The following is an 18,246-nucleotide window of genomic DNA, read 5'->3' as shown; positions in this document are numbered from 1 at the left end:
TGCGCCCGGCCGAGGTCAGGACCGGCACCCTTCGATCCCGGCCGAAGGATGCGCCCTCTAGCGTGGCCACATGAACCTCACGCGCAACGGCATACGTGGTGGAGCGGCAGCGTGACGCCGTGGGAGATGGCCGCCGTGCTCGCCGCCGGCACCGGTGCCGGGGCCGTCAACGCCGTCGTCGGCTCGGGAACGCTGATCACCTTTCCGGTCCTGCTGGCCGCCGGACTGCCTCCGGTCACCGCCACGGTGTCCAACGGGCTGGGCCTGGTTCCCGGCTCCATCACCGCGGCCGTGGGCTACCGCGAGGAACTGCGCGGCCAGGGTCGGCGCGTCCTCCTGCTGGGTATCGGAGCGGTGCTGGGCGGCCTCGCGGGTGCCGTGTTGTTGCTGACCCTTCCCGCGTCGGCGTTCGAGCGGATCGTGCCGGTCCTGGTGGGGCTCGCCCTCGTCCTGGTCGCCTGCCAGCCCTGGATCGCGAAGCGGGTGCGCCGCCGACGCGAGTCCGGCGGGCCCGTCCGCCGTGACGGCGGCCCGCTGCTCTTCACCGGCCTGACGCTGGCCAGCGTCTACGGCGGCTACTTCTCCGCCGCGCAGGGCATCATCTACGTCTCCCTGATGGGCATGCTGCTCGACGAGACGCTGCAGCGGCTCAACGCGGTCAAGAACGTGCTGGCGGCCGTCGTCAACACCGTCGCCGCCCTGCTGTTCGTGTTCTTCGCCGACTTCGACTGGACGGCGGTCGTGCTCATCGCCGCCGGCTCAGCGCTGGGCGGCCTGGTCGGGGCCAGAACGGGCCGCCGCTTCAGTCCCGCCGTCCTGCGCACCCTGATCGTGTCGGTCGGCACCGTCGCCCTCGTCCACCTGGTCCTGCGCTGACATCCCTAGGGCGCCGGGTGCGCTCGAGCCCGCGTCGTGCCCTCGGCGTCGATGTGCGGCAGCACCCGGTCCAGCCAGCGCGGCGTCCACCAGGCGTGCCGCCCGAGCAGCGTCATCACCGCCGGCACCATGAGCAGCCGTACGACGGTCGCGTCGATGAGCACGCTGACGGCCAGCCCCAGCCCGAGCATCTTCACCACGATGTTGTCGCTGACGATGAACGCCGCGAACACGCTCACCATGATCAGTGCGGCACAGGTGATGACGCGGGCCGTGATCTCCAGGGCGTGGGCCACGGAGGCCTTCGCGTCCCCGGTGCGCTGCCACGCCTCGTGGACGCGGGAGAGCAGGAAGATCTCGTAGTCCATGCTGAGGCCGAAGATGATGGCGAACATCATCATCGGCACATAGCTCTCGATGGGCACGGTGCCGTTGACGCCGAGTGCGGGGCCGCCCCAGCCCCACTGGAACACGGCCACGACCACGCCGTACGAGGCGGCGATCGACAGGACGTTCAGGACGGCCGCCTTGACGGCGACGAGCAGTCCCCGGAACACGGCCAGGATGATCAGGAAGGCCAGTGCGACCACGACGAGGATGATCAGGGGCAGCCGGGAGGCGACGATGTCGCGGAAGTCGACCTGGGCCGCCGTCGTACCGGTGACGTAGCCCTTGGCATCGGTGCCCTGGACCGCGGCCGGCAGCGTGTCGTCGACCAACCGGTTGGCCAGGTCGGTGGTGGTGGCGCTCTGCGGCGACCGGGTCGAGTAGACGGTGCCGACGAGGACGTCACCGTCCTGCGTGGGCGTCAGGGGGGTGACGACGGCGGCGCCCGGGACCGAGCCGAGGGTCTGCTGGGCCTTCGAGGCCAGGCCGGAGCGCTGCGAGGCGGGCACGTCCGTCTGGTCGATGACGACGGTGAGGGGTCCGTTGGAGCCGGGCCCGAACGCGTCGGTCATCAGGTCGTAGGCCCGCCGGTCGGTGAACGAGGTCGGGTCGGCGCCGTCGCCGATGTGGCCGAGCTGGAGGGAGAACACGGGGATCGCGAGCACCACGACCACGGCGACACCCGCCGTCAGGAACCACAGGGGTCTGCGCTCCACCCGCTGCGCGTACCGGTGCCAGGTGCCCTGCGGCGTCTCGCCCTCCTCGGTGCCGGTCTCGGCGACGGGACGTCGCACCGTGTAGCGGTCGATGTGCCGCCCGAGAAGACCGAGCAGCGCGGGCACGAGGGTGAGCGCGCCGACGACGGCCGAGACGACGGTGACGGCGGCGGCGAGCCCGAGCAGGGCGATGAAGGAGACCCCGGACGCGGACAGGCCCGCGAGCGCGATGATCACCGTGCAGCCGGAGACGAGGACGGCGTGGCCGCTGCTACCGGCGGCCTGGCCGGCGGCGCGCACCGGATCCATGCCGTCGATGAGGTTCTGCCGGTGACGGGTGATCAGAAACAGGGCGTAGTCGATGCCGACTCCGAGCCCGATCATCGTGGCGAGGGTGGGTGAGACCGTCGCGAAGGTGAACGCGACGGCCAGCAGCCCGAGGAGGGCGAGACCGCCCACGACGCTGATCAGCGCGGTGAGAAGGGGGACACCGGCGGCGATGACGCTCCCGAACCCGACCAGCAGCACCACGACGGCCACGCTGAAACCGATCAGTTCGCTGATCCGGTCGTCGGCCTCCGGCCGGGCGAGTTCGCCGAGCGGTCCGCCGTACTCGACCTGCGCCCCGGCCGACCGCAGTGGCTGCACGGCGTCGTCGACCCCGTCGAGGTAGCCGTCGCCGAGTGTCGAGGGCTGCTGGTCGAAGCGGACGGTGATGTAGGCCGTCTTCTTGTCGTCCGACAGCGGTCCGACGTTCTGCTGCTGAGACTGTCCCGAGGACGACCCTTGAGCGGACAGCGGGTTCTGCGCCGACAGGACGTGCGGCAGCTTCTCCAGGTCGGCGACCGTGGTGGACATCTGGGAGCTCAGCGCGGTCAGGGCCTGCTGGTCGTCGTGCAGCACGATCTGGCTGCTGTAGCCCCCGGCCTGAGGGTCGTGCCGCTTCAGCACGTCCAGGCCCTTCTGTGACTGGGCCTGGGGCAGGGAGAAGTCGTCGGAGTACGTCCCGCCGGCGACGTGGTTGACGACCTGGAGCGCCAGCAGCGCCACGAGCCAGGCGCCGATGACGATCCCGAAGTGACGCGCACACCACTCGCCCAGCCGCCGCAGCACACTCCCGCGCGCGGTCTTCCGGGCCCCTTCACCGGTGCGGGTGTGCGACATGGGCGTCGTCTCCTGGGTCGGCCGGGGCGTACGGTGCCGTCCATTAGATGCGCGCGGGATCACTCCGGCGTTCCAGGCACGCGGACTGCCCGGGGTTCCCGGCGGCCGTTCCCCCGAAAGGCCCGACCACGTGACCGGTGCTCACGCCCCACCCGGCGCAACGCTCCCGACCCGAGCGCCACTCCGAGCCCCACCAGCGCGCTGCCCACCGCCTGCGCGAGACCGTAGGAACCCGTGCCGACGAGCGGTGCGGTGCCGGCCGCCGCGACCGGGATGAGGCCGGAGAACAGGGTGGCGCGTTCCGCGCCGATCCGCTGCATGCCCATGTACCAGCACACGAAGCCGACCACGGTGACCACCACCGCCTGCCACAGCAGCGCGGCCGTCTCGACACCGTCCGGCCGCCGCAGCCAGGAGCCCCCGTCGACCCACAGCCCTGTCGCCGCCGACTCCACCGCGGCGACCGCGCACACCGTGGCGGACAGCAGCCGGGGCCCGAGCGGCCGCAGCACGGGCACGGCGAGCACGGCGAACCCGACCTCCCCCGCAAGGGCGCACACGGAGAAGGCGATACCCGCCCCGTCCGTGCGCCCCCACCCCTGGACCGTGAAGGCGCCGACGGCCACGAGCGACGCCCCGTACAGCACCGTCCGCCTGGGCCTGCGCCCGTCCAGGAGGGGCACGAGCACGGCGACCGCCACCGGCGCGCAGCCCACGAACACGCCGGGAACCGCCGGTTCCGCCGTGCGCTCCGCGGCGATGACGGCCAGGTTGAAACCGACCATGCCGACCGCCGCGAGCAGGGCGAGACGCCCCCACTGGCGCGGTGTGAGTGCGCGCAGCCGGCCGACGGCGCCCTTCCCCGCCACCGGGACCAGCAGCAGGCAGGCCAGTCCGTAACGCAGGAACTGGCCGCCCGCGTACGGGTAGTCGCCCAGCACGCTGTTGGCGGTGAAGGATCCTCCGACGAGGACGCAGGCGAGCGCGGCGAGCAGGGCGCCGCGCGTGGTCGTGGCGTTCATGCGGATGACGCTAGGCAGCCGGGCGGCCCGGGAAGGAGTCCAATGTCCTGGCTGCTCGGTGGACCAATTCCCGCCCGCGCCGCGGTCGTCGGCCGATGTGGTGGTTGTCGCCGTGGACGTTCCAGTCCAGTGGCGGGTTCAGGTCGCCGCCGTCGCCGTGCATGACGATGGCGTCGCAGGAGGCGAACCGGCCCAGCACCCCCAGCCCGTCCGCTTTCCCCTGCCGGACCGCCGGGTCGAGGTACACCCGGTCACGTTCGTCGTCCTGTGGAGCGGCATGCGCGGTGTCCGCGACATCGAGCGCCACACCGCCCTGGGCGACGGCCGTCCGCTCACTGGGACCGGCCGGCCGCCCTCGCCCGGCACCGGTGGCGGCGCCACTTCTCCGGCTGAGCGCCGCCACGGGAACCATGAACCCTTCTCACACGTCAACTCTTTGCCCAGCAAGGGCCGAAGGGTCGATCCGACCAGCCGGAGAAGGGAACCGCCGTGGACGAGGCGACGTCGCAGCAGGGGAGCGAGGCGGAGACAGCCGTCCGCCGGGCCCGTTTCGGGGCACTCCCGGAACCGGTGCGCGTGGAGGACATGGTGGAGGAGCGGGCGTCCAGTGTGCCCGACCCGGCGCGCACCGCGTACAACCAGGACGAATGGCTCGTGCGCTACTGCCTGTGAGCCGCCCCGCCCGGCTCTAGGCCCCGCCCGTCCAGGGTGTGCAGCCACCGCACGACGTCGTCGGCGTCCTGGGCGCGGGCGATGTCGAGCGGGGTCATGCCGTCGTAGCCGCGCCAGTGGGGGTCGGCGCCGCGTTCGTGGAGGTATCGCGCGGTGGGCAGGTGCCCGCCGTGGCAGGCGCCCCAGAACGCGCCGGTGATCTCTTCCGCCGAGGGCGGCTCGTCCGCCTCGACGTACGCCCGCACCCGGTCGAGCAGGCCGAGCGTGGCGGCGTCCTGGAGGGTGACGTGGGCACCGTGCTCGACGAGCCGGTGCGCCGCGCGCCACTGGCCGAACCCCCGGGCGTCGGCGAGCGGGGTGCCACCGCCGATGACCGCCCCGGGCGCTTCGATGTCGGCCCCGGCCGCGACGAGCGCGTCCAGGGCGGGCACGTCGTTGCTGCTCGCGGCCCAGTGCAGGGGCGTCTCCGCGTGCGCTCCGCCGAAGCGGGCGTCGGGATCGGCCCCGGCGGCGACCAGGATCGCGATCACTTCGGGACCGTGGGGGAAGTGACCGGGCCAGTCGGTCGCGATGTGCAGCAGACTGCGCGTGCCGGTGCCGTCCTCACCGTGCTCGGTGACGCGTGCGGCGGCGAGACCGGGGTGGCCGGCGAGCAGCCGCCTCAGCCCGGGCAGGTCCCCCGTCCGGATCGCCTCCGTGACGGCCACGGCCGGTGGGTCCTGCGATGTCAACGTCAGCAAGTCGGCCTCCCGATGCCGTCCAGGGCTCCCGATTCTCGCAGCGGCCGCCCGCACGCACAGCCGCCCGTGCGAAACGACCGGATCACTGTCCCCGGCAGCGCCCCCGGCCCGCACCTCCTCGGTGTCGAAGGCGGGCACCCGTGCCGACGACGTGCCCGCGGGCCTCGCCAGGCGTAGCGTCCGGGTAGGAGCGGGAGGACACCATGCCCGGGAGCGACGAGCAAGCCGGAGGCGCCGGATCGCTGGACGACGCACTGGGAGCGGCCCTGGCCGACACCGTGCGCGGTACCGGCGCCTCGTTCGGCGGCCTCTATCTGATCGAGGAGGCGGAGCCGGTGCTGCGCCTGGTGGCCCAGTGCGGTCTCCCGGAGGCCTTCACCGTCCCGTGGCAGCGGCTGCCCCTGACCGCACCCGTCCCGGTCACCGACGCCATCCATGACGACGCCGTGGTCAGCGTCACCGGCCAGGAGGAGATGGCCCGCCGCTATCCCCGGGCCGCCGCCGTCCTGCCCTACCCGTTCGCCCTGGCCGCCGTCCCGCTGACCGGGGTTCGGCGTTCCTGGGGCGGCCTGGTGCTGATGTGGCCCGCCGGGCGTCCCCGCAGGATCACACCCCGCGAACACGGACACCTCACCTCCAGCGCCCGCCGCATCGCCCGCCTGCTGGACGACGCCACCCGGTCGCCGCACCTGCCCGAGGTGCCGCGCGTCGTCCCCGTCGAGGCCTCACGCCACCCCGCGCAGACCGGCCTGGCCGCCGCCGACTACCTCGAACGCCTCCCCGAAGGCGCTCTGGCCCTCGACCTGGAGGGCCGCATCACCTTCGTCACCGCCACCGCGGCCCGTCTGCTCGGCCGCGGCGCCGACCGGCTCCTCGGAACCCGGCCCTGGCACTCCCTGCCCTGGCTCGACGACCCCGTCTACGAGGACCACTACCGCACGGCGCTCGTCAGCCGCGCCCCCGTGTCCTTCACCGCGCTGCGACCGCCGGACCAGCCGCTGACCTTCCAGCTCTACCCCGACACCAGCGGCATCAGTGTGCGCGTGGTCGCGAGCACCCGGCAGAGCCAGGACTCCCCGCCGGCCCCGGCGCGCCCGGCCGTCGCGGCGCCGACGGGACGCCTCTACCAACTCGTGCACCTCGCGGCCGCGCTCACCGAGACGGTGACCGTGAGCGACCTCGTCGCGCTGATCGCCCACCAGATCCTGCCCGCCTTCGGCGCCCAGGGTCTCGTCCTGTCCGGCGTCGAGGCCGGCCGGCTGAAGATCACCGGCTACCACGGCTACCCGGCCGACGTCATGGAGCGGCTCGACGCCCTGGCCCTGGACACCGACCTCACCCCCGCCGGCCAGGTCCTCGCCGACGGCACCCCGGCCTTCTTCGCCCACCCCGCCGAACTGGCCGCCAGCTACCCCCGAGCACCCCAGATCAGCGGCAAGGAGGCCTGGGCGTTCCTCCCCCTGATCATCTCCGGCCGGCCGGTCGGCTGCTGCATCCTGTCCTACACCCGGCCGCACACCTTCACCGCCGACGAACGCGCCGTCCTCACCTCGCTGTCCGGCCTCATCGCCCAGGCCCTCGACCGCGCCCGCCTCTACGACACCAAACACCGGCTCGTGCACGAACTGCAGCGCGCCCTGCTGCCTCGGGCCCTGCCCCGCCTGCCCGGCCTCGACGTGGCCGCCCGCTACCTGCCCGCCGGCCACGGCACCGAGGTCGGCGGGGACTTCTTCGACGTCCTGCGCCTGAACGACACGACCGCGGCCGCCGTCATCGGCGACGTGGAAGGCCACAGCGTCGCCGCCGCCGCCCTCATGGGCCAGGTCCGCACCGCCATCCACGCCCACGCCACCGCCGGCGCCGCACCCGGCGACGTCCTCGCCCGGACCAACCGGCTCCTGGCCGACCTGGACTCGGAACTGCTCGTCTCCTGCCTCTACGTCCACCTCGACCTGGCGGGCCGACAGGCCTCCTTCGTCAGCGCGGGGCACGTGCCGCCGCTGCTGCGCCACGCCCGGCACCCGGCGAGCGTCCTCGACGTCGAGCCCGGCCCCCTCCTGGGCATCGTCACCGGCGCCCACTACCCGGTCACGACCGTGCCGCTGCTGCCCGGCACCACCCTCGCCCTCTACACCGACGGCCTGGTCGAACTCCCCGGCACCGACGCCACCCGCACCACGGCCGACCTCGCCGGGCACCTGGACGGCGCCGACGGCCACGATCTGGAACGGCTCATCGACCGGCTCGTCCGCCACACCACACCCACCGGACGGCACACCGACGACATCGCCGTGCTCCTCCTGCGCGTCTCCCGCCTCCGGGACGGAGCGCAGTGAGGCCGCCGGCCCGCCCGACCCGTCAGGCCGGATCGGGGTGGCCGTCCCGGACCCTCCGCGCCACGTCGCGCAACTTGAGGTTGTGCTGCTGGGAGACGCGCCGCAGCACGCCGAAGGCCTCGTCCTCGCCCAGCTGATGCCGCTCCATCAGGATTCCCATGGCCTCGCCTATGGAGTGCCGGGTCTCCATGGCGTTCTCCAGCTGGTCGACGGTGCGCGCCGTGGCCAGCGCCACCGCTGCGTGTGAGGCCAGCAGCCACCCCGCCGCCTCGGTGTCCTCCCCGAACGCCCCGGGGCGGAAGGAATAGAGGTTCAGCGCGCCGAAGTCCTGCCGGTCGGTGTACAGCAGGACACCGGTCATGCTGCCGATACCGAGGTCGCGGGCCGCCAGGCTGTACCGCGGCCAGGACGGCTGCGGCCGGGTCATGTCGGCGATCCGGAACAGCCGCTCGCCGTCCACGCGGCGCGCGGCGTCGAAGCACGGCCCCTCGCCCAGCTCGCCCTGGAGCCGGTCCGACTCCTCGACCCCGTCACCGCACACGGCCAGCGTCACGGACCGGCCCTTCGAAACGGTCAGGATCCCCGCCGCGTCACACCCCTCGACCAGTCTCACCGCCGCTGTCACGATCACGTCCAGCGTTGCCTGAACCGAATCCGCCGCGACCAGATCACGGGCGAGCAGCGCCATCTGCTCGGCGTACCGCTGCCAGTCCACCGTCACCACCGCCTCGCTCACCGGTCCCGCCCACGCTACTCCCCGCCCTTCTCGCGCGGCCGTTCACCCACTCGGCCGGGCGTCCGGAGCATGCCCGGCGTCGAGCGCCGCGATCACCGGTACGCCGTCAGCAGCAGCGCCACGTCGTCCGGCCGCTCCGGGGCCTGCCGGGCGGTCCCCACCAGCCGGTCGGCGAGATGTTCCACCGAATCCGCCGGGGTCTCGGACAGACGCCGGCGGACCGCGTCGATGCCCGTCTCGATGTCGCTGCCGGGCCGCTCCACCAGCCCGTCGGTGTACAGAGCGAGAACGCTGCCGGGGGCGAGCGTCAGCGCGGTGACGGGATAGACCGAGTCGGGCTGCACGCCCAGCATGACGCCGCCCACGAGGTCCAGTGTCTCGGCCCGCCCGTCGGGATGGCGCAGCAGTGGCGGGGGATGGCCGGCCCGCACGGCGAGGGCGCGCCCGGTGGCCGGGTCGAGTTCGATGTAGCAGCAGGTGGCGAAGACGTCCGACTCCAGCTCGGTCAGCAGCCGGTTGGTGTGCGTGATGACCTCCTGCGGCGGGCGCTCGCTCGCGGCGAAGGCGTGCACGGCGCTGCGCAACTGTCCCATCACCGCGGCGGCCCCCACGCTGTGGCCCTCGACGTCCCCGATGACCAGCGCCACGCCACGGCCGGTGGTGATCACGTCGTACCAGTCGCCGCCGATCGCCATGCCCTGTGTGCCGGGCAGATAGCGGCCGGTGGTGCGCAGGCCCTCGACGGCGGGCAGCCGGTGCGGCAGCAGCCCCTCCTGGAGGCCGCGGGCGACGGCGGACTCCGAGTCGTAGAGCCGCGCCCGTTCCATCGCCTGGGCGGCCAGGCCGCTGAGCGCGGTGAGGGCCGAGCGCTCGTCGGGGGTGAACCGGTGCGGGGTGTCCCAGCCGAGGATGCACGAGCCGACCGCATGTCCGGAGGCGATCAGCGGCAGGAACGACCAGGCGTTCATCCGGTCCAGGACGATGCCCGGATACGCGAGGGAGAGGTCCTCGGGCGACTCGAAGAACAGGGGGAGCCGCGTGGTCAGCGCGTGGACGCCGGGCAGCTGCGTGTCGAGGGTGACCCCTTCGAACGGAGTGAGGAACCCCTCCGGGTAACCCGACTCCCACAGCAGGTACATCCGGCCCTCGCGGACGGTGTACAGGGCCAGCTCCCGGGCGCCGAAGGCGGGCAGCAGCTGCTCCGACACCGCCCGGCAGACGTCCCGCACGGTGACCGCCTCGGTGAGCACGCTCGCCATCTGCACCACGTGGTACAGCGCCCCGGCCCGCGCGGCCGCGACCGGCCCGGGCGGCGGGGCGACGGCGCTGATGCCGGGACCGGCGCCGGAACCGGCTTCCGCTCCCGCCTCGGCCCCCGTGGGCGGCCCGGCCGCAAAGACCCGTCCGGTCAGCCCGTGCACGTCCGGATACAGCACGAAGCTCAGCCAGTTCCCCTCGGGGTGCCGCACGAGGAAGGACACCTGCTCCTGCGACAGCATCGCCGCCCGGTAGCGGTCCTCGTAGGCGGGATCACGGAGCCAGGCGACCACCTCCCACGGGTAACGCCCGAAGAGCTCTTCCCGGCCTGATCCCAGCAGTTCCTCGCAGCGGCGGTTGGCGTACGTCAGACGGCCGTCCTGGTCCAGGGAGAACAGCCCGTCGGGCAGCCGCTCGGCCGCCTCGGCCGCGGTGACCCCGCCGGCCGCGTCGACGAGCGCGCCCACCAGGATCCGCCCGGAGCCGGCACCGCCGTGCACGAGGTGGCCCCACAGCTCGACCGGCCGGTAGCTGGACCTCCCCTCACCCCGGGACTCGTCCCGCAGCCGGAAGTGCCGGGACCGGACCCGGCCGCTGGACAGCGCGTCGTGCCGGCTCTCCCGCAGCTCGTGCAGGTCGTCGGGGCTGACCCGGGCCTCGACGTCCGCGATGGTGCCGCCGTAGTCCGCGCGGTCGACGCCCAGCAGTTCGAGGGCCTCGTCGTCCGCCGCGCACCGGTCGCTGTCCAGGTCCCAGTCGATGAGCCCGACCCGGACCGGACGGGCGGCGGCGGTGGGCAGTCGCACGCTGACCGGGTCGTCGTCGTACTCGACCCGGTACCCGGCCGAGCCCGGACCGGGCCGGCCCGCGGCGAGACGGTCGAGGCGCTCCTCCATGGCCCGCTCGGCGGGTCGCAGCGCGAGATCCACCGCCTCCACGTCGATGGGCGTCCGGGCCGCCGAGCGCAGCACGACGAGGACGCCCACGGTCTCGCCGCCGGCCCGCACGGGCTGGTAGGCGGAGCCGAAGGAGTAGGGCAGCCCGGCGGTGAAGTGGGGGAAGCGCACCATGCTGGCCCGCTCGTCCGGCAGCCACAGCGTCTCGTCGCGCCGGTAGGCCTCCGCCATGGGCAGGGCACCGCCCACCGGCACCCGCCACCAGCTCTTGAGCAGGGACCGGGGCACGCCGGTGACCATCGCGAGGACCAGCGAGCGCCGGTCGCGGGAGCGCAGGTAGACCAGCCCGCCGTAGCCGTCGAAATCCCGCACGGCCTGCACCAGCGGGGCCGTCAGGGCGTCGTCGATCCGGCCCGTGTTCCCGCTTCTGACCCGGCCGTCAGCCCCGTCCCGGCTCCGGCCACCGGCTGACCGAGGCCTGTCCGGTACGGCGGCTGCCTCATCCATGTCGCGTCCTCCCGGTACGGACGCACCGGACACCTATCGCTCCCCACCAGGATGTGCCATCGTCGGCGGTCCGGCGCGGCAAGTGCAACCTTTCGGTCCCCCCGGTCGTCTCACCCGGCATCAACCACATGCAAGCCTCGGGGGCGGCAATGGTAAGAATCAGAAGAGCATGCGCGACTCTCGCACTCGTGGGGGCCACGGTGGCCGTGGCGACGGTTCCGGCCGGCGCCGCACCGGCCGCCGCCCAGCGGTCCACCGCACAGGCCACGTGCCCGACCGGCTGGGGAAGCCTCGCCAAGACCGACGCCGACGTCACGCTCGGATCGGTGACGAACGTCAGGACCGGCCGCCACACCTGCTTCGACCGGATGGTCATCGACGTGCCGGGCGGCGGCAGCGGCGTCGGCTACACCGTGCAGTACGTCGACCGGCTCTACCAGGACGGCTCGGGCCGGCACATCCCGGTGGCCGGCGGCGCCGTCCTCGAGGTGCGCGTGGCCGCTCCCGCGTATGACCCGGAGACCGGGGCGGCCACGTATCCCGGCCGCCCGGCGCGTCCGCTGCCGGGCGTCGACCTCACCGGCTACCGAACCTTCCGGGACACCCGCTTCGCGGGCAGCTTCGAGGGGGACACCCAGATCGGCCTCGGCGTCCGCGCCCGGCTGCCCTTCCGGGTGCAGCAACTGGACGACCGCGTCGTCGTGGACGTCGCCCACAGCTGGACCGCCACGGGATGAACGCGCGGTGCCCGGCCCTGAGGGGTCCTTTCACTATGCCCGTCCGGGTCGCGCGGCCTGGCACCGCACCTCGCCGCGTTGTCGGAAGGCCCTCGTAGCTCCTCCCCCACTCTCGGCTTCGCTCGAGCGGGGGGACCGTCATCGAGGGCCTTCCGGCGCCTTGCGATGCACGGCACCAGACCACGCGACCTGATCGGACGCTCATAGTGAAAGGACCCCTCAGGCCGGGCACCCGGGTCCCTGTCAGCCGGTCCGGGACCGGACGGCCCGGCCTCAGCCGCCCCGCAACCGGCTCAGTTCCTCAAGAGTCCGTGCCGCCGCGCCGGCCAGGCGGGGCCGGTTGCGGACGAAGCGACGGGCGGCCCGTGCGGGCTCCCGGCCCAACCGGTGGGCGGCCCCGCCCGGCACCGGCCGTACCACCGCCCCTTCGTACACCCGCAGATCGCGGGTCTTGAGCGAATCCTTGTAGCGGGCCGGACCGCTCCCCAGGTCCACCGTCTCGACCCCGTCGGCCGCCGCGGCCTCCAGCATCCTCAACTGCAGTACGAGGCCGGGGGAGTACGCGGCGTACGCGCGGTCGTACGCGGGGAACCACCAGGACAGCACCGAGCGCGAGCGCAGGCCGAAGTGCGCCGCCACGGGACGGTCCCCGGCGTACAGCACGGACAGCACCCCACGGCACTCAGGGTCCTCGCTCGCCCCGAGCAACCCCACCAGGCGGGTGATCCACTCCTGCGCGAACCGGTCCCTGCGGCCGGTCCGCCGGTACTGTGCCGACTTCCACCGCATCAGCGCCCGCAGCGCCCCGGGGTCCACGGTGTCGTACACGAACCGCACCGTCCCGATCTGCCGCGCCAGCTTGCGCTCCTTCGCCAGCGTCTGTCTGAGGAATCCCGGCGACTTCGCCCGCAGCCGCTCCCTGTACGCCTCGAACCCCCTGCCGATGTCGACGACCGGGGAGGCGAGCTCCTCGACCGCGTGCGGCACGAACACCCCCTGACCGGCCTCCAGGTTGTCGAACTCCCAGGACGACAGCCCGCAGACCCGTAACAACCGGCGAGCGTCCAGGCGGATCCCGGGACGCATCACGGCCCCCTGACTGTCGGACACCCCCAGCCCGATGGCCCGGCCCCGCCCCAACGTCCCCGCCTCGTACGGGAAGAACCCCACCGGGGAACCGTCGTCCTGCAACACCGCCACCCTGGCGCCCGGCCTGACCCGCCCCACCGCCAGGGTGAACCCCGGGTCGAGGAAGGGATTGGCCGGGGCGCCGGACTCCGTCCGTATCTCGCGCCACATCTTCCGGTCGTTCGGGCTCAGTTCGTCCGGCCTCAGAACGAGAACGCGCTTACCAGGCAACTCCGCCTCCTGTGTCATCGGCGTGGGGACAACGAAGGCCTGCGCATCACCGCCTACCGGCACCAGGCAGTACTCGGGCCGCACGGCGCAGGCCAGTTCGGTACTGCCGTCACTCAGCAGCGAAACGTCTGCAACCGGGCGACGCTCGGGGCGAGTCCGACCGCTCCGGGACACGAGCCCGTTCGCACCGCGTGGACGTCCGTACCGTCCCGGTCCGTGTCCACCACGGCCGCCCCCGTCGCCGCCGGGCTCACACCGGCCGCTCCCGTGGCCCGCGGCGTCCGCGCGGCGAGCTGCCGCCCGGACGCCTCGTCCGCACCGGGACACGGTTCTCCGGCCTCTCCGGGTTGTTCGACTTCTCCGGGTTCTTCGGCCTGTCCAAGGCCTTGGGCCCCGGCACGTGGAGCCGCACCCGGCTCCCATGCGTCCGCGGCGACCGCCACTGCCATGTGCCCTTCGGCCGCGAGCCCCGGAACGACGAGATGCAGCAGCAACAGGCAGGCCACCAGACCCGCCGCTGCCCATCGTCGCCGCACCATCAGACCCCTGACCTGCGTCTCGGCGGGGGAGTACGGAAGCCTCGACCCTCTGGGCCGGCACCGGGCCGGACCCCCGCCCCGGCCGGCTGCGCCTTCCAGTAGGCCGACCCCCGTCCCGCCCCGTCAAGCCCCGGTGAGCCGGTTCGCCCCACTCGACCGGTTGCCACCGGAGATCCAACGGAAAGCGCTACCGGGAAACGAGCTCCTCGCGGCGACGTCCCGACCGGTTCAGCCGACGTCGCCCGCGCTCAGCACCTCACCGGGCTTCCGCGCCCGCACGTCGAGCGGTTCGCCGAAGCCGCGGCCCGCACGGAGCCCCCTGCTGTTCCTGTCGGCCGATGACCGGCAGGGGAGCTCACCCGGCCGTGTCAGGGCTGGGTTTCGTGCACCAGCTCGATCGCCCGGCCGAGCGTGTCGAGGCGGTCGGCGAGGGTTTCTCCGGCCGGATAGAGGCGGACCGTGTCCACACCGGCGTCACGCCAGACGCGCAGGCGCCGCCGCACCATCTCCTCCGTGCCGATGAGCGTGGTGGCCAGCACCATCTCGTCGGTGACGAGACCGGCCGCACCGTCCCGGTCGCCCGCCTGCCAGCGCTCGCGGACCTCCGCCGCCACCTCGGCCCAGCCCTGACGGCTGTACGCCCGGTTGTAGAAGTTGGTCGACGCGGAGCCCATCCCGCCCAGGCTGAAGGCCAGTTCCTTCTTCCGGCCCGCGACCATGGCGGCCAGTGCCTCCTCGTCGCGGGCGAAAGCGACCTCGGCGCCCTGGCAGACGTCGAACCCGGCGCGCTCGCGGCCGGCGGCGGCCAGACCCTCCTCCAGAGGCGCGAAGTAGGCCTCCGCGGCGCCCTCGGGGACGAAGCTGGTGCCGAGCCAGCCGTCCGCCACCTGGCCGGTCAGCCGCAGCATGGCGGGCGACAGGGCGGCCAGATAGACGGGGACGGGGTGCTCGGCCCGCATGGACAGGCGCATCGGCACCGCCTCCCCGCCGGGCAGCGGGATGCCGAACTCCGAGCCCGTGTAGGAGATTTTGCCGCCCGCGACCACCTGCCGCACGATCTCCACCGTCTCGCGCACCCGTGCCAGGGGGCGCGCGAACGGCACCCCGTGCAGGCCCTCCATCACCTGCGGGCCGGACGGTCCGAGCCCCAGCAGGAACCGTCCGCCGGACAGGTTGGACAGGGTGATCGCCGTCTGTGCGAGGGCGACCGGTGTGCGCGTGCCGACCTGCATGACCCCGGAGCCGAGCAGCATCCGCTCCGTACGGGCCGCGTAGAAACCAAGAGCGGACGGGGCGTCGGAACCCCACGCCTCGGCCACCCAGCAGAGGTCGAGCCCGAGCTTCTCGGCCTCCACGACGAAGTCGGCCTGCCGGGACCAGGAGCCGAGAGCCGCCGCCTCGACGGTCGTCGCCGCGCGCATCAGGCCTCCGCCCGCTGCCGGATGTGCTCCAGCGTGGCGGTCATGCCCCGCTCGAACTCCCGCAGCCTCACGAACACGATCTTCTGCTCCTTCTCCGGCACGGCGTCGATCGCGAACGACAGGCCGGAGCGCCCGGGACCCATCCGCATCCACTGCGACAGACCGGTTCCACCGTCCTTCGGCTCCAGCTCGAACCGCCATACGGCACTGGGCTGCGCCGGATCCCCCACCGCCCACGCGAACACCCGCTCCGGATCGCACGCCACGACGGTCGAGGTCGTCTCCCACTCCCCGAACCGCTCGTGCCTGCTCCGGCCGACGAACCGGACTCCGACGGACGGCCCGGTGGTGCCCTCCGTCCATCGCGCCGACAGCAGTTCCCCGCTCATCTCCGGCATCCGCGTCACGTCCGACACCAGCGCCCACACCCTTCCCGGCGGGGCGGCGACCCACGTCGTCACCTCGACCGTCGGTTGATCCGCGTACCGTGCGCCCGTCCACTCCATCGTGTCGGCCTCCTCGTCGGACTGGGACTGAGGGCACAGAGTTGCGTAATAAGACTCACTAGGTCAAGGGTGTGAAGTAGAAGAGGGAGTGAGTCTGCGTGCCGATGTGCACCGCTGCGCGGAACAGCGCCAGGAGAGCCGCGTACGCTACCGATGGCTCCGTCCCCGGGGATCTTCGCGTCTGACGCGTCCGGCGGAGGGGGAGCCATCCATGGACGGCAGTGGCAGAGCCGAGGCGTCGGCGGGCACGATGGCCACGGCCGGGCGCGGTCGTGAGAGTGCGCCCGCGCCTGCCTTCGAGCGGAGGGACGAGATGGGATCGGCGATGAACGAGCGGTTTCACCGCCGGCAGAGATGGGCCGCCAGGGGTGCCCTGGCCGCGGCCGCTCTCGCGGTCCTGCTGCCCCTCGTCTCCGGCGGGCTGCGAGGGCTGCTGCTGCTCGTGACGGCCCTCGCGGGCCTCGCCCTGACCGCGGCCGCGCTGTGGTGGGTCCTGTCCCGGCGGGGGGTGGCCCGCGTCGCCGCGGCCGCGCTGGTCGTCGTCGCGCCCGTCGGCCTCATCACCCTCTTCGCCACCGCGAATCTCCTCTGGGTGGTCTTCCTCTCCCTGCTCCTGTGGTGCGGGGCGGTCTGGAGCGGCCGTTACGCCCTGCGCAGCACGGGCCTGCGTTCCGTACGGGCCAAGGAGTACCGCACACCGCCGCCGCTGCGCCCCTTCCTGCTGCTCAACCCGCGTTCCGGCGGCGGCAAGGTGGAGAAGTTCAACCTGCGGGAGAAGGCCGAGTCGCTGGGCGCCCAGGTCGTCCTGCTCGACCCGGAACAGCACCAGGACGTCACGGCCCTGGCCAAGGCCGCCGTGGCCGACGGAGCCGACCTGCTGGGCGTGGCGGGCGGCGACGGCACCCAGGCCCTGGTGGCCGCCGTCGCCGCGGAGCACGGCCTGCCGTTCCTCGTCATCGCCGCCGGCACCCGCAACCACTTCGCCATGGACCTGGGCCTGGACCGGGACGACCCCGCCGCCTGCCTCGACGCCCTCACCGACGGCGTCGAACTGCGGGTCGACCTCGGGTTCGCCGGCGACCACCCGTTCGTCAACAACGCGTCGTTCGGCGTGTACGGGGCGGTCGTCCAGAGCCCCGGCTATCGGGAGGACAAGGTGGGCGCGGCCCTGGAGCGTCTGCCCGACCTGCTCACCCGGCAGAGCGGTCCGCGTCTGACGGCCACCGCCGACGGCACCACCGTCGCCGACCCGCAGGCGATCCTGGTGAGCAACAACGCGTACCGCATGGACGACCCCTTCGGTTTCGGCCGGCGTGAGCGGCTCAACTCCGGGCGTCTGGGGGTGCTGGCCGTCCGTGTGGACAGCGCCGTGGAAGCGGCCGAACTCCTGCTGTCACCGCGCCCGGAGGGGCTCACCGTGCTCACCGCGCGGCATGTCGTCGTCGAGGCCGACGAACCGCGACTGGAGGTCGGGCTGGACGGCGAGGCGCTCACGATGTCCGCCCCCGTCCACTGCCGCATCGCACGCCGCGCCCTGCGCGTCCGGGTGCCCCGCAACCGCCCGGGCGTCCCGGAGGCGCCTCCGCGCCTCGACTGGCGCCGGTTGCGCAAGCTGGCCGCCGCGGTCGGCCGCACCGCCGCGCCCACACGCTCCCGCCGCACCTGAACACCGGTCGAGAGGCCACGCACGAGGTCCCCCATGCCGCAGCGCATGGGGGACCTCGTGCGAGCGCCGCCGGTCAGGCCTCCTTGGGTCCGGCCTGCTGCACCACCTCGAAGGACCACAGCGTCGAGCCGCTCGCCGCGGGCTTCGGCCGCTCGCCGCCCTCACCGCCACCTTGGTGCGCGGTTTTCATCGGCCCCTCCATCCAGGCCTGGAACGACTCCTCGTCGCGCCACCGCGTGTAGACGAGGTAGGTGTCGGTGCCCTCCACCGGGCGGAGGAGCTCGAACCACTCGAATCCGTCGGAGTTCTCCACGGCGTGCGCCCGGGAGGCGAACCGCTTCTCCAGTGTCTCCCGCTGCTCGGCCGGCACGGTCAGCACGTTGATCTTGACTACGCTCATGGGCCCCATCTTGCCCGATACGCGTCCGCGCAGGTCGAGCGCTACACACCCCAGGGGTTGTGAACACGTTCGAGGCGGCGTCGTCGACATCCTGCCGCGACTGGCCCGGCTCGGGCTCGGCGGCCCCGTCGCCGGTGGCGGAGATCGGCGCCTTCGTCCTGCGTTCGGACACCGAACTGCTGCTGAAGAGCCGCCGCGTCACCCCGGCCGCCTGCTCGAAGCGGGTTTTGCCTTCGGCCACCCGGCATGGCCGACGGCCGCGGGAGGACCTCGTGGGACGCCTCCGCGGCCGGGCGGCGAGGTGACCGG

At 73.2% G+C, this 18,246-nt stretch carries 14 protein-coding genes and 2 pseudogenes; 6 read left to right on the top strand and 10 right to left on the bottom strand.

Annotated features, from left to right (window positions below):
- Positions 1-111: 111 nt before the first annotated feature.
- A complete protein-coding gene (locus QNO09_RS32125; RefSeq protein WP_283973769.1) occupies positions 112-876 on the top strand; it encodes a sulfite exporter TauE/SafE family protein in 765 nt (254 codons plus the stop codon).
- A 5-nt stretch (positions 877-881) separates the two neighbouring features.
- Here QNO09_RS32125 and QNO09_RS32120 read toward each other — a convergent pair whose 3' ends face one another.
- From QNO09_RS32120 to QNO09_RS32110, 3 genes and pseudogenes are all read right to left on the bottom strand, one after another.
- Positions 882-3,143: an MMPL family transporter gene (locus QNO09_RS32120; protein WP_283973768.1), complete on the bottom strand. Its 2,262-nt coding sequence runs from the start codon at positions 3,141-3,143 to the stop codon at positions 882-884.
- Positions 3,144-3,202: 59 nt separating this feature from the next.
- Positions 3,203-4,165 (bottom strand): DMT family transporter, encoded by a 963-nt coding sequence (locus QNO09_RS32115; RefSeq protein ID WP_283973767.1) that lies wholly within the window; start codon positions 4,163-4,165, stop codon positions 3,203-3,205.
- Positions 4,166-4,175: 10 nt separating this feature from the next.
- Positions 4,176-4,454 (bottom strand): annotated as a pseudogene (locus QNO09_RS32110) (chitosanase); the annotation flags it as partial.
- Between the two features lie 200 nt (positions 4,455-4,654).
- Here QNO09_RS32110 and QNO09_RS32105 point away from each other — a divergent pair.
- The gene (locus QNO09_RS32105; RefSeq protein WP_283973766.1) at positions 4,655-4,837 is read left to right on the top strand and encodes a hypothetical protein; all 183 of its coding nucleotides are present in this window, start codon (positions 4,655-4,657) and stop codon (positions 4,835-4,837) included.
- On the opposite strand, the gene QNO09_RS32100 is transcribed toward QNO09_RS32105, so the two are convergent.
- Positions 4,825-5,577, bottom strand: coding sequence for an ankyrin repeat domain-containing protein (locus QNO09_RS32100; protein ID WP_283973765.1), 753 nt, complete (start codon positions 5,575-5,577; stop codon positions 4,825-4,827). The two genes, QNO09_RS32105 and QNO09_RS32100, sit on opposite strands and share 13 nt — an antisense overlap.
- A gap of 203 nt (positions 5,578-5,780) precedes the next feature.
- On the opposite strand from QNO09_RS32100, the gene QNO09_RS32095 reads away from it, so the two are divergent.
- On the top strand, positions 5,781-7,913 hold the full coding sequence (locus QNO09_RS32095) for a SpoIIE family protein phosphatase (protein WP_283973764.1): 2,133 nt from the start codon (positions 5,781-5,783) through the stop codon (positions 7,911-7,913).
- A gap of 22 nt (positions 7,914-7,935) precedes the next feature.
- Here QNO09_RS32095 and QNO09_RS32090 read toward each other — a convergent pair whose 3' ends face one another.
- Together QNO09_RS32090 and QNO09_RS32085 are read right to left on the bottom strand one after the other, a co-directional pair.
- Positions 7,936-8,628: a GAF and ANTAR domain-containing protein gene (locus QNO09_RS32090; RefSeq protein ID WP_283973830.1), complete on the bottom strand. Its 693-nt coding sequence runs from the start codon at positions 8,626-8,628 to the stop codon at positions 7,936-7,938.
- A 113-nt stretch (positions 8,629-8,741) separates the two neighbouring features.
- Positions 8,742-11,309 carry a SpoIIE family protein phosphatase gene (locus QNO09_RS32085; protein WP_283973763.1) on the bottom strand — a complete coding sequence of 856 codons (2,568 nt, stop codon included), beginning with the start codon at positions 11,307-11,309 and terminating at the stop codon, positions 8,742-8,744.
- A 149-nt stretch (positions 11,310-11,458) separates the two neighbouring features.
- Here QNO09_RS32085 and QNO09_RS32080 point away from each other — a divergent pair, with 149 nt between their 5' ends.
- Positions 11,459-12,046 (top strand): AMIN-like domain-containing (lipo)protein, encoded by a 588-nt coding sequence (locus tag QNO09_RS32080; protein ID WP_283973762.1) that lies wholly within the window; start codon positions 11,459-11,461, stop codon positions 12,044-12,046.
- 273 nt (positions 12,047-12,319) lie between these two features.
- Here the strand turns inward: QNO09_RS32080 and QNO09_RS32075 are convergent, their stop codons facing one another.
- The 3 genes from QNO09_RS32075 to QNO09_RS32065 form a co-directional block, all read right to left on the bottom strand.
- Entirely contained in the window at positions 12,320-13,423 is a 1,104-nt protein-coding gene (locus QNO09_RS32075) for a GNAT family N-acetyltransferase (protein WP_283973761.1), read from the bottom strand.
- Positions 13,424-14,312: 889 nt separating this feature from the next.
- Complete coding sequence (locus tag QNO09_RS32070) at positions 14,313-15,365, bottom strand: LLM class flavin-dependent oxidoreductase (RefSeq protein WP_283973760.1); 1,053 nt, start codon at positions 15,363-15,365, stop codon at positions 14,313-14,315.
- Positions 15,365-15,871, bottom strand: coding sequence for an SRPBCC family protein (locus tag QNO09_RS32065; protein WP_283973759.1), 507 nt, complete (start codon positions 15,869-15,871; stop codon positions 15,365-15,367). Before QNO09_RS32065 ends, QNO09_RS32070 begins: the two co-directional genes overlap by 1 nt.
- Before the next feature lie 313 nt (positions 15,872-16,184).
- Between QNO09_RS32065 and QNO09_RS32060 the strand changes: the two genes are divergently transcribed.
- Positions 16,185-17,537, top strand: coding sequence for a diacylglycerol/lipid kinase family protein (locus tag QNO09_RS32060; protein ID WP_283973829.1), 1,353 nt, complete (start codon positions 16,185-16,187; stop codon positions 17,535-17,537).
- A 73-nt stretch (positions 17,538-17,610) separates the two neighbouring features.
- Here the strand turns inward: QNO09_RS32060 and QNO09_RS32055 are convergent, their stop codons facing one another.
- A complete protein-coding gene (locus tag QNO09_RS32055) occupies positions 17,611-17,937 on the bottom strand; it encodes an antibiotic biosynthesis monooxygenase family protein (RefSeq protein ID WP_033311730.1) in 327 nt (108 codons plus the stop codon).
- Positions 17,938-18,074: 137 nt separating this feature from the next.
- Here QNO09_RS32055 and QNO09_RS32050 point away from each other — a divergent pair.
- Positions 18,075-18,242, top strand: a pseudogene (locus QNO09_RS32050) (DUF1731 domain-containing protein); the annotation flags it as partial.
- Between the last annotated feature and the right edge of the window lie 4 nt (positions 18,243-18,246).

The sequence above is a fragment of the Streptomyces sp. 378 genome, assembly GCF_030124145.1.
In the GTDB taxonomy this organism is placed as follows: domain Bacteria; phylum Actinomycetota; class Actinomycetes; order Streptomycetales; family Streptomycetaceae; genus Streptomyces.
This window is presented reverse-complemented; position numbering and strand designations above follow the sequence as displayed.

Excerpts from the sequence above, each read along its gene's own strand:
- QNO09_RS32115 (WP_283973767.1), bottom strand. The coding sequence starts at position 4,165 with ATGAACGCCACGACCACGCGCGGCGCCCTGCTCGCCGCGCTCGCCTGC.
- QNO09_RS32065 (WP_283973759.1), bottom strand. The coding sequence starts at position 15,871 with ATGGAGTGGACGGGCGCACGGTACGCGGATCAACCGACGGTCGAGGTG.
- QNO09_RS32055 (WP_033311730.1), bottom strand. The coding sequence starts at position 17,937 with ATGAGCGTAGTCAAGATCAACGTGCTGACCGTGCCGGCCGAGCAGCGG.
- QNO09_RS32080 (WP_283973762.1), top strand. The coding sequence starts at position 11,459 with ATGGTAAGAATCAGAAGAGCATGCGCGACTCTCGCACTCGTGGGGGCC.
- QNO09_RS32060 (WP_283973829.1), top strand. The coding sequence starts at position 16,185 with ATGGGATCGGCGATGAACGAGCGGTTTCACCGCCGGCAGAGATGGGCC.
- QNO09_RS32075 (WP_283973761.1), bottom strand. The coding sequence starts at position 13,423 with ATGACACAGGAGGCGGAGTTGCCTGGTAAGCGCGTTCTCGTTCTGAGG.
- QNO09_RS32120 (WP_283973768.1), bottom strand. The coding sequence starts at position 3,143 with ATGTCGCACACCCGCACCGGTGAAGGGGCCCGGAAGACCGCGCGCGGG.
- QNO09_RS32095 (WP_283973764.1), top strand. The coding sequence starts at position 5,781 with ATGCCCGGGAGCGACGAGCAAGCCGGAGGCGCCGGATCGCTGGACGAC.
- QNO09_RS32070 (WP_283973760.1), bottom strand. The coding sequence starts at position 15,365 with ATGCGCGCGGCGACGACCGTCGAGGCGGCGGCTCTCGGCTCCTGGTCC.
- QNO09_RS32085 (WP_283973763.1), bottom strand. The coding sequence starts at position 11,309 with ATGGATGAGGCAGCCGCCGTACCGGACAGGCCTCGGTCAGCCGGTGGC.